The following is a 12,278-nucleotide window of genomic DNA, read 5'->3' on the forward strand; positions in this document are numbered from 1 at the left end:
CTTGCTTGGCGCGCCTGTTGCACTTCGACCATGCGGACGACCGGGATTGCGCCCGGGGGTAGCGGTGGTCTTGCACCAAGTGCAAATTTGACCATCCGCAACGCAAGGCGTCCGCCGCAACACCGCGCCGATCAGGGTGGGCGCAACGCCGGTTGCGCGCCGGCTCAGGACTTGTCCAGCCAATCCGACAGGTCGTCGGCGTGCTCTTCCTCGTCTGCCAGGATGGCGCGCAGCAAGTGGGTCGTGCTGGGGTCCTTGTCGCCGATCAGCGCGATGAGCTGCCGGTAGACCTCCACCGCGATGCGCTCGGCCACCAGGTTGGCGCGGATCATGGCCTTGAGATCGAGCGACTCGTCGTAGTCGGCGTGGCTGCGCGCCTTCAGGCTGTCGGGATCGAGCATCGGCTCGCCGCCGAGCTGAACGATGCGCTCGGCCAGGCGATCGGCGTGACTCAGTTCTTCGTTGGCATGCACCAGAAATTCGGCCGCGATGGGCTCGGAGGCGATCCCCTTGGCGGTGAAGTAGTGGCGCCGGTAGCGCAGCACGCACACCCACTCGGTGGCCAGCGCGTCGTTGAGCAGCTTGCAGATGTCCTTGGCATAGGGCGCGATGCTGGGTGTCACCGCGCCGTCGTGCAGGCGCTCGCGCGCGGCGCTGGCGATGGCATTCTCATCGAGCGCCATCGAGGGGGTTGGGTGGGCATGGACGGTCTTGGCCATGTCGTTCTCCTTGGGTTCGGTTGGGATCGGGTTGCGTTGGCGAGCGCGCGACCCCTGCGACCGCTGGCATGCGCAGCCGAGCCCTCGCCGAGGTGATGGTCAAGGTCGCCGGCGGCCGAAGGCCAGCGAGACGACGAACAGGACCAGGAAGACGATGAACAGGATCTTGGCGATTTCGGCCGCCAGGCCGGCGATGCCGAAAAAGCCGAAGAATCCGGCGACCAGCGCAACGATCAAAAAAACGACAGCGTAGTGCAACATGATGGCTCCTTGGGTGATGCGTGAACATCTGGATCAGCCCGCCACGTGCGCCGGCGGCGCGCATGCCGCGCGCCGCCGAAGCGCAGCGGGCGCGTGCGTCAGCCCTTGACCTTCAGGCCTGCGGCGTCCACCTTCTTCACGCCCTTGACGGCGCGGGTGACCGTCTCGGCTTTCTGGACGGCCGTTTGCGTGGGCAGCACGCCGGTGAGCGTGACCACCCCGTCATTGGTCTCGACCGACACGCGGGTGCTCTTGACGCCGTCGGCGGTCGCCAGCTCGGCCTTGACCTTGGTGGTGATCCAGGCATCGGTCACCGCCTCGCCCGCGCTCGACGACTGGTCGGCTGTGGAGGCGCCCTTGGGATCGACTTTCAGCGACGCCATGTTGACGCCCGTGACGCCCTTGACGCTCTTGGCGGCCGCTTCGGCCTTCTTGACCTCGATGTCGCTGGGCAAGGTGCCGCTCAGCATCACCTCGCCGTTGTGGGTGGACACCGAGACGCTCGAACTTTTCAAACCGTCGGTTTTCGCCAATTCGGCCTTGACCTGAGTCGTGATCACCGCGTCGGCGACGGGGTGCTCGTTCTTGACGCCGTTGCTTGGTGCGGTGCCGGCAGGCGTGCCGGGTGTCATCGGCTGCGCCATGGGCGTTGCCGGAGCCGGTGTGGTGGGCTGGGCGCTCGATTGCGCCATGGCCGCGCCGCAACCCAGGGCGGCCATGGCGGCAACAGCGGCGGCAGACTGAATGAATCGGACTTTCATGGGATTTCCTTGTTTCCGTGAAGGACACAAACAATTTAGTCGCCACCGCGTCCGCTGCCTGTAGGACATCGACATCAGAGGCTGTCGGCTGAGGGCGGGCATGGGGCGCTTGCAATGGCGTGCGCCGACCCCATATGGGGGAGTGCCTGGCGCCGACGTCCGCGCGACGATGGCGCGCGCAAAAATTCATCCACCACCGACCTGGAGCCTTTGCATGAGCCACGATCCCGCCATCGATCCCCGCGACGACGCCACGACCGCACCCGACGCCCGGCATGCCGCCGACACCGCCGAAGCAACCCGTGCGCGCGTGAACCAAGCCATCGACAAGGCCAGCGCCAAGCTGCACAGCCTGCGCGACGACCTGCAACCGACGATCGAGTCGCTGTCGGCGCAGGTGCACGAGCTGACCGCACGCGGCAAGGCCGCCGCGGCCGATGCCAGCCAGCAGACACGCGACAAGCTCTCGGAAGTGGCCGAACAGACCAGTGCCTACGTCGCCGAAAAGCCCTTCAAGTCCATGGCCATTGCCGCCGCCGCGGGCGCCGCGCTGGCCCTGCTGCTGGGCCGGCGCCGGTAGGGGGCCGCGGCCGTGGCATCATTTCGGCTTTCAACCGGATGAAAGCCTCTCCATGAAAGCCACCCGCGCCCTGCTTCTGGCCGCCTTCGTCGGCGCCACCCTGGTCACCACCGGCTGCTCCGTCGTGCGCGGCCAGGAGTCCACCAGCGCCTATGTCGATGACGCCGCGATCACCGCCGAGGTCAAGGCCAAGCTGGTGGGCGACAGCAGCGTCAACGCCGGCGCCATCAACGTGCAAACCCTGCATGGCGAAGTGGCCCTGAGCGGTTTTGCCAAGAGCAACGCCGAGCGCGACCGCGCCGAACAGATCGCTGGCGCGGTCAAGGGCGTCAGGAAGGTGCGCAACAACCTGGTGGTGCGCTGACGACAGGCTTTGCGCGCGGCGGCGCCCCGGCGGGCGCAGCGCACGTTGCCGCCCCCGTCATGCCTCGCGCGCCGCGCGCTCCAGCGTCGATCGGCGGCCCGCGTTTGCGCGACAGCTATATTTTTAATAGTCCTTCGCGCAATATTCGCAAGGGCTGCAGGGCCGTTTGACCATCAACGCCAAGCGGGCGGCAGCTGCGCCCAGTCCACCGCCGTGCGGGTGTCCACCGGCCACGCCAGGGCCGCTTCGGCGGCGCTGAGCGGTTCGCGCTCGGCAAGCTGGCGCGTCAGCACCGCTTCGGTCGCTTCGGAGGGGTCGCCGCCGGCGGCCGCGCGCCGGCGCACGCGCTCGCGCAGGACCGGCTCGGGCGCGTCGAACAGCAGGATGCGGCAGGGCACCCCGAGTTCGCGCGCCAGCGCGATGAATGCGCCGCGGTGCGCGCGCTGCAGAAAGGTCGCGTCCACCAGCACCGGCTGGCCGGCGCCCAGCACGGCGCGTGCGCGTGCGCGCAGCTCGGCATAGGTGCGCGCGCTGGCGTCGGACGTGTAGATGCCGCCGGCAACGCCCGCGCTCGACGCGCGCGGCGCCAGGCCGAACAGGCGCTTGCGCTCGACGTCGGAATGCAGCGCGACGATCCCGCGCTGCTCGATGAGCGCCTGACTCTGGCTGCTCTTGCCGCTGCCCGATACGCCGCTGGCCAGCCACAGCACGGGTGCGCGCGCCTGGCTGAATTGGCACGCCAGTCGCAGGTAGCGCACGGCCTCCTGGGCATGCGCGTCATCCGCCGTGCCCGCGCGCAGCGCCGCCACCTTGGCGCGCACCAGCGCGCGATAGGCGCTGCAATATGGCAGCAGCGCGACGCCGGCGTGGTCGCCCGTCTCGTCGAGCCAGGCGTTCAGCAGGCGCCAGGCCAGCGGCGCCAGGGCATGCGCGTGCAGGTCCATGAACACGAAGGCCACGTCGGCCATGACGTCGATCCAGCGCAGCGCAGGGTCGAACTCGAGCGCGTCGAACAGCACGGCCTGGCCATCGAGCCACAGCAGGTTGCCCAGGTGCAGATCGCCATGGCACTCGCGCACCCAACCGCCGGCCAGGCGCTCGGCCATCAGCGGCGCCAGGCGCGTCGCCTCGGCCCGGCACCAGCGGGCCAGCGCGTGCAGCTCGGCCGCGTGGGGCGTGCCGGCCAGCAGGCGCACCAGCGGGGGAAAGTTGTCGTTGACCAGGCGGGCCAGCGCCTGCGGCTGCCCGAAAGGCCCATCGGGTGCGGCGCGCGCCGCGCCGGCATGCAGCGCCGCCAACTGGTGCGCCAACGCGTCGATGTGCGTGCCTTGCAACTCGCCGCGCGCCGCCATGTCCTGCCATTCGGCGCGGGTGGGAAAGCGGCGCATGTGCACCGCCCAGTCCAGCACCGGGCCGGCGCCGCCGATCTCGGGCGCATCGGGGTGGCCGGTGATGGGCACCACGTCCAGATAAAGCGTCGGCGCCGTGCGGCGGTTGATGCGCAGCTCTTCCAGGCAGGCCGCGTGGCGCCGCTCGAGCGTGCTGAAATCCAGAAAGTCGAGCTTGAGCGGCTTCTTGATCTTGTACGCATCATCGCCCGCCAGCAGCACCCAGGAGATGTGTGTCTCGACGCAATGCGCCCCCGCGCGCGCCGGGCACAGCTGGCGCACCACCCGCGCACCGGCCGCCACGGCGGGCGGATCGGCCGACGGCGGCGCGGCGGCAGACACGTTCAGACGTTGAACAGGAAGTTCATCACGTCCCCATCCTTCACCACGTACTCCTTGCCCTCGGCGCGCATCTTGCCGGCGTCCTTGGCGCCCTGCTCGCCCTGATACGTGATGAAGTCGTCGAAGGCGATGGTCTGCGCGCGGATGAAGCCGCGCTCGAAGTCGCCGTGGATCACGCCGGCCGCCTGCGGCGCGGTGTCGCCGATGTGGATGGTCCAGGCGCGCACTTCCTTGACGCCGGCGGTGAAGTAGGTCTGCAGGCCCAGCAGCTTGAAGGCGGCGCGAATCAGGCGGTTCAGGCCCGGCTCGGTCTGGCCCATTTCCTCCAGAAAGATGGCCTTGTCCTCGTCGCCCATCTCGGCCATGTCGGCCTCCAGCTTGGCGCAGATCGCCACCACGGGCGCGTGCTGGCTGGCGGCGTAATCCTGCAGGCGCTGCAGGAAAGGGTTGCTCGCGAAGCCGTCCTCGGCCACGTTGCCGACGAACATCGCCGGCTTGGCGGTGATCAGGCACAGCGGCTTGATGAGCGCCTGCTCTTCTTTGGATAGCGCGAGCGTGCGCACCGGCCGGGCCTCGTTCAGTGCCGCCTGCACGGGTGCCAGCACCTTCAGCATGGCGGCGGCTTCCTTGTCGTTGCCGCTCTTGGCCGCCTTGCCGTAGCGCTGCACGGCCTTCTCGACCGTGCCCAGATCGGCCAGGCACAGCTCGGTCTGGATCACCTCGATGTCCGAGATCGGATCGACCTTGCCGGCCACGTGGATGACGTTGGGGTCCTCGAAACAGCGCACCACGTTGACGATCGCGTCCGTCTCGCGGATGTGCGCCAGAAACTGGTTGCCCAGGCCCTCGCCCTTGCTGGCGCCGGCCACCAGGCCGGCAATGTCCACAAACTCGACGATGGCCGGCACGATGCGCTCGGGCCCCACGATCTCGGCCAGTTGCGCGAGGCGCGGATCAGGCACCTCGACCACGCCGGTGTTGGGCTCGATGGTGCAAAAGGGATAGTTTTCGGCGGCAATGCCGGCCTTGGTCAGGGCGTTGAAAAGGGTGGACTTGCCCACGTTGGGCAGGCCCACGATGCCGCATTGCAGGCTCATGGCGCAGGTCTCGGATGGATTCGGGGAAAGCGGTGATTGTACCGGCGCGGCGAGAGTGCATCCGCTGGCGGTTTATGAGCTAAATAGGCCCGCAGCGCCCGTCAATCAAGCGCAAGCAGCTATCAAAATGGAATCGACCCGACCGATGTTGCAGGCGATGGCCTGCATCGCAGGGTTGACAGGCTGGCGCGTCACTCCAGTGCCACCACGGTGTCGTACAGCCCGACGTGGGTCAGCCCCTCATGACTCTCGATGCCGGTGTAGCGCAGCGACGCATCTTCGTAGCGCCTGAAGGCAAACACCGCCTGGTTCATCTGCTCGGTGTTGAAAACCTTCAGCCGAACCAGCAGGTGAAAGTCCGCCACCGTCAGGCCGGTCACGATCTGGAACAAGTCCGGCTCGATTTTGGTGATGACATCCTGCAGCGTGTTCTCGCGAAAGTCCGTCAGGTACATGAAGGCCGGGATGCGCGTGGCGAACTTGATCAGCTTTTCCTGCACCAGCCGGCGCTTAGCTTTGAATTCCTTTTCTTCCTCGGTGAGCTGCCTTTTTTCCTTTTCGGTCAGCTTGCCGTCCTTGGCTTTGTTCTTCAGCGCCTTGATCTTCTCGGCCTTGTTGATGATGGTCTCGATCACGTTGTCGCCCAGCGCGCGCCAGCCCTCGATGCGCTCCACGGCGGCCATGGCATCGGCGTCGTTCAGCACGCGCCGCAGCGTGTCGTTGTCCACGTTGACCAGCAGCGCGCTTTCCACTTGCGCGCCAGCAGCGTGGCCGAGGTGCCCGACATGGCAATGTCCAGAATGCCGCCGGCGTCGATCTGCGTCATGTTGGCGCCGTCGTAGGCCAGCACCGGCAAGAACGACACCAGGTCCTTCACCGCCGTCTCGGGTTGGGCTCGTTCGGCGACAGGCCGATGCCGTATTCCGACAACTGGCGCAGCGCGCGCGTGGGCGCAAAGTCGAACACGAAGCACGCCGGCTTGAGCACATCTTCCTCATTCGGGTTGTCGCCGTTGGGGTTCTTGATCGACCACGGCGACTGCACCCGAAACGCTGACTGGAAATAGGTCTCGGGCGACTTGAGGTTGCGCAGCATCAGGATGGCCGACCACTGCGCCACCGTCACGCCGGTGGTCAGCTTGCCGCACGACAGCGTGATGGTCTTGCTGTCAAAGCCGCTGCCAATGGCCGCGCGCACCGGCGGCAGCGCCTCCAGGCCAATGCCGGCGCCCGCCCCCGCGGCCGTGACCACGGTGTAGTCGTGCCAGAACACGTTGTGCCTTGCGGCCAGCAGGTTTGCCATGGCGTGGCACGCCGCCACATTGGGCAAGAACCAGAACGAATGCTGCAGGTAGGGCAGCAAGCGCGTGTCCGAATACGGAAAGGGCGGGCGGGTGCCGGTCTTCAGGTGTTCGGCTGTGCGGGGCATGTAGGCCCCGCGGATGATGTCCAGCCACTTCTGCACATCGTCCAGGTGCTTGAACCTGGCCGCCCCGCCCGTGCCAGTGGCGGCAAAACTCGTTCAGGTCGAACTCGTCGAACTCGCCCGCGCTGGCCACGGCCAGCAGTTCATCGGGCATCTGGTAGGTGAGCAGCCGCATCTGCGGCAGCGCACCGTAGGGTTCCACTGGCCCGGGTGCTTTGCGGCAAACGCTTCCTTGGCGCGCTGCTCGTCGGTGTAGGTCCAGTTGAAGATTTGTTCTTCGATGAACTCGCCCGTGGCCAGCGCCCTGAACGGCGTGCCCGACAGGTACAGGTACGCGCGGGTGGTGATGGGCAGAAAGTCGGCGTCCTTCTCGGTCAGCACCTCCAGGTCGTCGTTCACCCCGTCCAGGTCGGCCGCGTATTCGAGCTTGGTTTCCTTCCTGGCGTCGGCCTCGTCCTCGCCCTCGAACAGCTCCCGGGCCGTGTCGCGCCACGCGCAAAGTGGTATTCGTCAAACACCACCAAATCCCAATTCACCGTGTGCAGCCATTCGTTGCGCGGCTTGATCGCGCCCGTCGCGCGGTCACGCCCCAGCAGGTCCTGAAACGAGCCGAAATACACCACCGGCTTGGCTTTGTCGATCTGGGTGGGGTCGCGCCCCGACGCCTTGGACAGGTACTGCCAGCCCTCGAAATCGAGGTGGCTCTCCAGGTCGGTCTGCCATGCATCCTCGACGGCGGGCTTGAAGGTCACCACCAGCACGCGCCGGGCGCCCAGCTCTTTGGCGAGCTGGTAGGTGCTGAAGGTCTTGCCAAAGCGCATCTTGGCGTTCCACAGAAAGCGCGGCACCGCGCGCGCATCCTCCGCCCAGCGCGAGCGGTAGTAGGCGTGCGTCAACCGCACCGCCTCAGCCTGCTCGGCGCGCATGGCAAAGCGCTCGTGGCGCGCACCCGTCAGCTTTTGGCCCGTGCGCAGCTCGGTCAGCACGGTTTTCACGTCCGCCACGGTGCAGCGCATCCATTCCCGGCCAACGCCGGTCACGTTTTCGTGTTTCTTCGCAATCAGCGCGGCACGCACGTCATGGTCACGGAAGAAGCTGCCGTCGTCGCGCTCGGCGGGTTCATCCAGCTCAATCTTGACCGTCACACCCGCGGTCTTTACCTGCTCGGCGATGCGCTGCTTTACCTCGCGCGCGGTTTGCCCGACCTTGAGCAAGCCCTTGTGCGCGGCGTCGGCAATGGAATAGGCGTAGATGCGCGGGCGCGCCGTCGGTTTGGGGGCGAGGATTTCGTCGATGGGTTTTACTCATCGTCGTCCTCGTCGCCAGCCGCATCGTTGGAAGGTCGCTCTGTGATCAGGAATCGACAAACGCAACTTGGTCCTCGTCGATCCCATATCGTTTGAACAAGGCCTTATCCGTCCAAAGACGATCCATGGGCAACGCGGGTACGAACTTGTAAGAGTCGCGCGTAATGTTCTGCGTTATTTTCCGAAGTGAAACGAGGAACCGCACGAACCGTGTCCGCATGTATGCGGCAAGGTTTCGCGCCTCGTCCTCTGACGCGCAAACGCCAATGACAAGATACGTCTCTGTGCATGCCGAGCCTGGCCCGGCCACCACGGGTTCACCAAGAATGGTGACGTCATCACGTCCGCTCGTACCATGCGCCTTTACGAGCAAGACTTTCCACGCATCAATCCAATCTGCGTTGTTGGTGATCGCAGCTCTCGGCAAATAGGATGTGACCTGATTGCCGAAAATTAGAATCGGATTCTTGACGCCAGTCGTTGTGGGCTTGCCGCGTTGATTCGTAAGTCCGAACGGCTTTCTCGCCGAAACTTGCCCTCCAAGGTTTGTCTCGGGCTTGCCCTTTACCCGGTATCCCGTCACCTTGTCGAGTATGCGGACAGCCTCGTTTCTGCGAACCAGAACATCATAGGCATCCAGCATTCGCACTACTGGCTGTCCGATCACTTCATTCCCGATCATGGTGACGACCTCGCACCCGCCGTCATGCTCTCTCCCCCACAGCCAGTAAGAGACACCACCCCGGATTTTTACGCCAGGAAATACGTCGTACAACTGCGGAAAATCGACCAACTTGACGAAACGATGATCGCGCAACATCCGATCGCGGAAATCGTCCAGTCCCTTACCGCCCGAGAACCACCTCGATGGCGTAATCATCACCGCATAGCGAGGCTCCAGTGCCAACGCTGCATCCACGAACAGGTTATAGATCGGGTAGCAGACGCACCGCCACCGCCGCCGCCATCGCCGAGCTGATACGGCGGATTCCCAATGATCACGTCGAACTGCATGCTGCCTCCAAAAATCTCTTTGATGCGCGCCTGGATGTCGCCGGCATGAATGAACGCATAGGCGTGCGTTTCCATCGCCTCGCCGCGATCCAGCGTTTTTTTGCTGGCCCCGCAGAACGTGCATTTGTCGCCGTCCCACGCGTGCTCCACGCGCTCGAACCAGATGTTGCCCGCGTCGCTGGCAAACGACCTGGCAATCGAATGCGCGCCCTGGGCGTGCTTGCATCGCAGGGTTGACAGGCTGGCACGTCACTCCAGCGCCACCACCGTGTCGTACAGCCCGTCGTGGCTCCAATGCCGGTGTAGCTCAGTGACGCGTCCGGCATCCGGCCCGCCAGCCCTTGCGTCAGCCGCGTGGTGATTTCGCGCAGGAACACGCCGGACTTGGTGCGGGGGTCAAGAAAGCGCACCGTCGGGCCGGCCCAAATATCCGCGCCGCCGTGGCCGGCGGCCCAGGCCTGGGCCTCGGTGTCCAGCATGCGATTCACAAACTCGGACGGGGTGAACACCTCGTCGTTGCTCAGGTTGGCAATGCAGGTCAGCACGTCGGGGTTGCGCCCGCGCAGGGAGAATCCGGATTTCTCCGTGCTCATGCTTGTGGCCTCAGAACAAACCGGGCCTGTTCTGTGCGCAGCATCTGGAACGGCGTCATGTAGCGCACACCAAGCCCAAGGCATGCATTCGGAATCTTGATGCGTGCGTTCGATGTGGCGGGTGTCTCGTTCGTCACCAGCACATGGTCGCCAGCCAGCGCATACGCCACCAGGTAGAAGTCAGCCACTTGCAAAAAGGTATTGATGGCGGCGGGCGCGAAATGCTGACTGGTCGCCCAGGCGCTGACTTGTCCGAACTGCGCTGCCAGGGATGCGGGTGTACGGCGAAACAGGTTGCTGCCGTGATCGACCGCCCAAGTGGACAAGGCATCGCTGCCTGCAGCAATTTCGTCGGCCACCTTGTCGATGCTGAACACGGTGCCGGTGTTTCCTTTGTGAATCAGCCAATCCCAGAACGCAGGACAGAAGTCCAGGCCGTAATGCAGGTTCTTGGCGGAGATAAAGACATTGGCATCCAGAAGGTAGCTCATGCCGTCACCCCAAGCTCGCGTGCAGCTTCGTAAAAGGTTTCGGTTTTGCGCACGCCGAGCATGCGAAAGGCATCCGTGAAGGGGGTCAGTCCTTCCAGAGTGCTGGACACAATGGCGCGGGCAAAGCGCTTGCTCGTGCGAGCGCCCAGCGAGTTGTAGAAGTCACCACCGCCGCTGTCTTTGCGCTCCAGCGTACGCAGCCGATCGAGTTCCTCGCGGTAGTGCTGCCAAAGCACGGCTTGATTGATGTACCCCGCATCGAACAGGCGGCGCAGTGCCACCAGCGTGCTGACCTTGAACAGACGTGCCAGCCGCTGAATTTCCTGCACAAGAGGCATTCCCGGCTCATGCGCGGCGCGCAGCGCTTGCATGGGCATCAACAGTTCCGCCGCCACCTGATTGCACCAGCGCTCGACCCGCTGCTCCGGCACGCGCCCGGTTTCAACATCGGACACTCCCGAAGCCCCCAGCCAGAGATGCGCCAGCTCGTGGGCCAAGGTGAACATCTGCGCGGACTTGCTGTCCGAGCCGTTCAGAAAGATCAATGGCGCCAGATCATCCGCCAATGCAAAACCACGGAATTCGCCAACGTCCAGCTTGCGATGGCTGTTGCTGCCCACGACCGAGGTCGCCATCACCATGACGCCTGCCTCTTCGGCCCTGGCAATCAACTGACGCAGCGCCTCTGTCCACGTGGAAAGGCGTTGCCGCCCCTCGGCAGCCAGCGCCAATGTCTCTCGCATCTGCTGCGCCACGGATTCAGGGGTTTCCTGGATGGTGGCACTGCCGACAAAGGGAAGTTTCGGGAAGCCATGAAGCCGTGCGTGATCGCGGAACCAGTCTTGCCGCTGTTGGCACAGGTAGATTGTGTCAAGCAGGTTGCTGCTGGGTTCGCTGATCACTTCGTCGTGCAGGGTGCGGAAGTCCGGGATCGGCAGCGGCAAGCTCGGAGGTTGCGGCAGGAAGAAGTAGCCGATGGCGGTATGCGTGCGATTGGCGAAGTCCTCCAGCTGTCGCAGGGTGGGCTGCGCTTCGCCGCTGAGCCACAGCGGCCACTTCGGGTAGTGCTTGGTCAGAGCGGCACCATCCAGTCCTGCGCGTTGCGCAGCCCATTGAATGACGGGAATGGATGCGGGTACGGTATTCATGAGGCAGCCTCAGACCGGTGCTTGGGCCAGGGCCTCGATTCAGCCATGTTCATGACGGACAGCAGCATGGGCTTATGGCCCCACGGCAATTGTCCAACAGCCTGTTGGACAATTTCAGCATCTGGCCATGCTTCGGCGAACGCGCGCATGTACATCAGATTGGCGCGTGAGAACCCTTTCATATCCGGAAACGCAACGCGCAAGTCTTGCGACAGTCGCAAGATGACTTTGGCGCCCCAGCCTTGCCGGGCCTGGCGCGCGAGGATGTCGCGGCCGATCTGCCAGTAGAGCAGCACCAGCTCGCGGTTGACCGCCAGCGCCGCGCGTTGCTGGGTGCTGTGGATGCGGGTTTTCAGCTCGGCCAGCCAGTCGGCGTAGCCCTCGGGCGGTGCGCTGAGTTTTGGCGCTCGCCCGCTCATGGGTTCTCGCCCTCCATTCGCGCCAGGTCAGCCACGGTCATGGGCGGGTGCTCCTGGGTCGGGGTGAAGATTTCATGCTTGCCGAGGTGGGCGAACAGCGAGTCCTCGGCACTGAAGGCCGATGAATGCGTGAGCACGTCGAACCGGAAGTCGCGCCGCAGGAATTTGCCCTTGCCCAGATAGCCCCATTCGGCAAAGGTGGCCTCGACCAGCCACGGCGGGGTGAACACCTCTCCGTGGTCGGCGACGCGCTGTTTGGATTTGACAAGGCTCATCGAGATGCTTGGCTTCGAACGGCAACGGCAGACAGGTCCTCACCGATTGGATGCTTGCTTTGAGGTGACACGAAAACACCTTGCATGCGCTTGA

General features: G+C 64.9%; 17 protein-coding genes and 1 pseudogene. 2 read left to right on the forward strand and 16 right to left on the reverse strand.

All coding sequences use genetic code 11. The features are described from left to right. Nucleotides 1-164 precede the first annotated feature (164 nt). The 3 genes from U1F38_RS12260 to U1F38_RS12270 all read right to left on the reverse strand — a co-directional run bounded on the left by U1F38_RS12260 (nt 165) and on the right by U1F38_RS12270 (nt 1,843). Entirely contained in the window at nt 165-719 is a 555-nt protein-coding gene (locus tag U1F38_RS12260) for a ferritin-like domain-containing protein (RefSeq protein WP_409987354.1), read from the reverse strand. A gap of 99 nt (nt 720-818) precedes the next feature. After that, nucleotides 819-980 carry a DUF1328 domain-containing protein gene (locus U1F38_RS12265; RefSeq protein ID WP_409987355.1) on the reverse strand — a complete coding sequence of 54 codons (162 nt, stop codon included), beginning with the start codon at nt 978-980 and terminating at the stop codon, nt 819-821. A gap of 98 nt (nt 981-1,078) precedes the next feature. Continuing rightward, complete coding sequence (locus U1F38_RS12270) at nt 1,079-1,843, reverse strand: BON domain-containing protein (RefSeq protein WP_409987356.1); 765 nt, start codon at nt 1,841-1,843, stop codon at nt 1,079-1,081. A gap of 112 nt (nt 1,844-1,955) precedes the next feature. Here U1F38_RS12270 and U1F38_RS12275 point away from each other — a divergent pair, with 112 nt between their 5' ends. Both U1F38_RS12275 and U1F38_RS12280 read left to right on the forward strand, forming a co-directional pair. Then, a complete protein-coding gene (locus U1F38_RS12275; protein ID WP_409987357.1) occupies nt 1,956-2,321 on the forward strand; it encodes a glycine zipper domain-containing protein in 366 nt (121 codons plus the stop codon). Nucleotides 2,322-2,373: 52 nt separating this feature from the next. Further along, a complete protein-coding gene (locus U1F38_RS12280; protein ID WP_409987358.1) occupies nt 2,374-2,685 on the forward strand; it encodes a BON domain-containing protein in 312 nt (103 codons plus the stop codon). A 173-nt stretch (nt 2,686-2,858) separates the two neighbouring features. Here the strand turns inward: U1F38_RS12280 and U1F38_RS12285 are convergent, their stop codons facing one another. The 13 genes and pseudogenes from U1F38_RS12285 to U1F38_RS12345 all read right to left on the reverse strand — a co-directional run bounded on the left by U1F38_RS12285 (nt 2,859) and on the right by U1F38_RS12345 (nt 12,184). After that, a complete protein-coding gene (locus U1F38_RS12285) occupies nt 2,859-4,415 on the reverse strand; it encodes an AAA family ATPase (RefSeq protein WP_409987359.1) in 1,557 nt (518 codons plus the stop codon). A 2-nt stretch (nt 4,416-4,417) separates the two neighbouring features. Beyond that, the gene (ychF, locus tag U1F38_RS12290; protein WP_409987360.1) at nt 4,418-5,512 is read right to left on the reverse strand and encodes a redox-regulated ATPase YchF; all 1,095 of its coding nucleotides are present in this window, start codon (nt 5,510-5,512) and stop codon (nt 4,418-4,420) included. Between the two features lie 191 nt (nt 5,513-5,703). Further along, nucleotides 5,704-6,264, reverse strand: a complete 561-nt coding sequence (locus U1F38_RS12295) for a hypothetical protein (RefSeq protein WP_409987361.1) — start codon at nt 6,262-6,264, stop codon at nt 5,704-5,706. Beyond that, nucleotides 6,210-6,389 (reverse strand): hypothetical protein, encoded by a 180-nt coding sequence (locus U1F38_RS12300; RefSeq protein WP_409987362.1) that lies wholly within the window; start codon nt 6,387-6,389, stop codon nt 6,210-6,212. Before U1F38_RS12300 ends, U1F38_RS12295 begins: the two co-directional genes overlap by 55 nt. Beyond that, nucleotides 6,386-6,976: a hypothetical protein gene (locus tag U1F38_RS12305; protein ID WP_409987363.1), complete on the reverse strand. Its 591-nt coding sequence runs from the start codon at nt 6,974-6,976 to the stop codon at nt 6,386-6,388. The genes U1F38_RS12300 and U1F38_RS12305 overlap by 4 nt, the downstream gene beginning before the upstream one ends. A 57-nt stretch (nt 6,977-7,033) precedes the next feature. After that, nucleotides 7,034-7,336, reverse strand: a complete 303-nt coding sequence (locus tag U1F38_RS12310) for a hypothetical protein (protein ID WP_409987364.1) — start codon at nt 7,334-7,336, stop codon at nt 7,034-7,036. Then, nucleotides 7,333-8,232, reverse strand: a complete 900-nt coding sequence (locus tag U1F38_RS12315) for a GIY-YIG nuclease family protein (RefSeq protein ID WP_409987475.1) — start codon at nt 8,230-8,232, stop codon at nt 7,333-7,335. The genes U1F38_RS12310 and U1F38_RS12315 overlap by 4 nt, the downstream gene beginning before the upstream one ends. Nucleotides 8,233-8,290: 58 nt before the next feature. After that, complete coding sequence (locus tag U1F38_RS12320) at nt 8,291-9,163, reverse strand: Eco57I restriction-modification methylase domain-containing protein (protein ID WP_409987365.1); 873 nt, start codon at nt 9,161-9,163, stop codon at nt 8,291-8,293. Further along, a complete protein-coding gene (locus U1F38_RS12325; RefSeq protein ID WP_409987366.1) occupies nt 9,124-9,408 on the reverse strand; it encodes an Eco57I restriction-modification methylase domain-containing protein in 285 nt (94 codons plus the stop codon). Before U1F38_RS12325 ends, U1F38_RS12320 begins: the two co-directional genes overlap by 40 nt. 439 nt (nt 9,409-9,847) lie before the next feature. After that, nucleotides 9,848-10,342, reverse strand: a complete 495-nt coding sequence (locus U1F38_RS12330; protein ID WP_409987367.1) for a DUF4411 family protein — start codon at nt 10,340-10,342, stop codon at nt 9,848-9,850. Further along, nucleotides 10,339-11,490: an ImmA/IrrE family metallo-endopeptidase gene (locus U1F38_RS12335; RefSeq protein ID WP_409987368.1), complete on the reverse strand. Its 1,152-nt coding sequence runs from the start codon at nt 11,488-11,490 to the stop codon at nt 10,339-10,341. The genes U1F38_RS12330 and U1F38_RS12335 overlap by 4 nt, the downstream gene beginning before the upstream one ends. A gap of 32 nt (nt 11,491-11,522) precedes the next feature. Beyond that, a pseudogene (locus tag U1F38_RS12340) lies at nt 11,523-11,909 on the reverse strand (DUF1016 N-terminal domain-containing protein); the annotation flags it as partial. After that, the gene (locus U1F38_RS12345; RefSeq protein ID WP_409987369.1) at nt 11,906-12,184 is read right to left on the reverse strand and encodes a hypothetical protein; all 279 of its coding nucleotides are present in this window, start codon (nt 12,182-12,184) and stop codon (nt 11,906-11,908) included. The pseudogene U1F38_RS12340 and the gene U1F38_RS12345, both read right to left, overlap by 4 nt. Nucleotides 12,185-12,278: the final 94 nt, after the last annotated feature.

Source organism: Ottowia sp., from assembly GCF_046348305.1.
Classification (GTDB): domain Bacteria; phylum Pseudomonadota; class Gammaproteobacteria; order Burkholderiales; family Burkholderiaceae_C; genus Ottowia.

Bases quoted from the DNA above. Each gene is read 5' to 3' on its own strand.
- U1F38_RS12260 (WP_409987354.1), bottom strand. From the start codon at position 719: ATGGCCAAGACCGTCCATGCCCACCCAACCCCCTCGATGGCGCTCGAT.
- U1F38_RS12265 (WP_409987355.1), bottom strand. From the start codon at position 980: ATGTTGCACTACGCTGTCGTTTTTTTGATCGTTGCGCTGGTCGCCGGA.
- U1F38_RS12270 (WP_409987356.1), bottom strand. From the start codon at position 1,843: ATGCCCGCCCTCAGCCGACAGCCTCTGATGTCGATGTCCTACAGGCAG.
- U1F38_RS12275 (WP_409987357.1), top strand. From the start codon at position 1,956: ATGAGCCACGATCCCGCCATCGATCCCCGCGACGACGCCACGACCGCA.
- U1F38_RS12280 (WP_409987358.1), top strand. From the start codon at position 2,374: ATGAAAGCCACCCGCGCCCTGCTTCTGGCCGCCTTCGTCGGCGCCACC.
- ychF (WP_409987360.1), bottom strand. From the start codon at position 5,512: ATGAGCCTGCAATGCGGCATCGTGGGCCTGCCCAACGTGGGCAAGTCC.
- U1F38_RS12330 (WP_409987367.1), bottom strand. From the start codon at position 10,342: ATGAGCTACCTTCTGGATGCCAATGTCTTTATCTCCGCCAAGAACCTG.
- U1F38_RS12335 (WP_409987368.1), bottom strand. From the start codon at position 11,490: ATGAATACCGTACCCGCATCCATTCCCGTCATTCAATGGGCTGCGCAA.
- U1F38_RS12345 (WP_409987369.1), bottom strand. From the start codon at position 12,184: ATGAGCCTTGTCAAATCCAAACAGCGCGTCGCCGACCACGGAGAGGTG.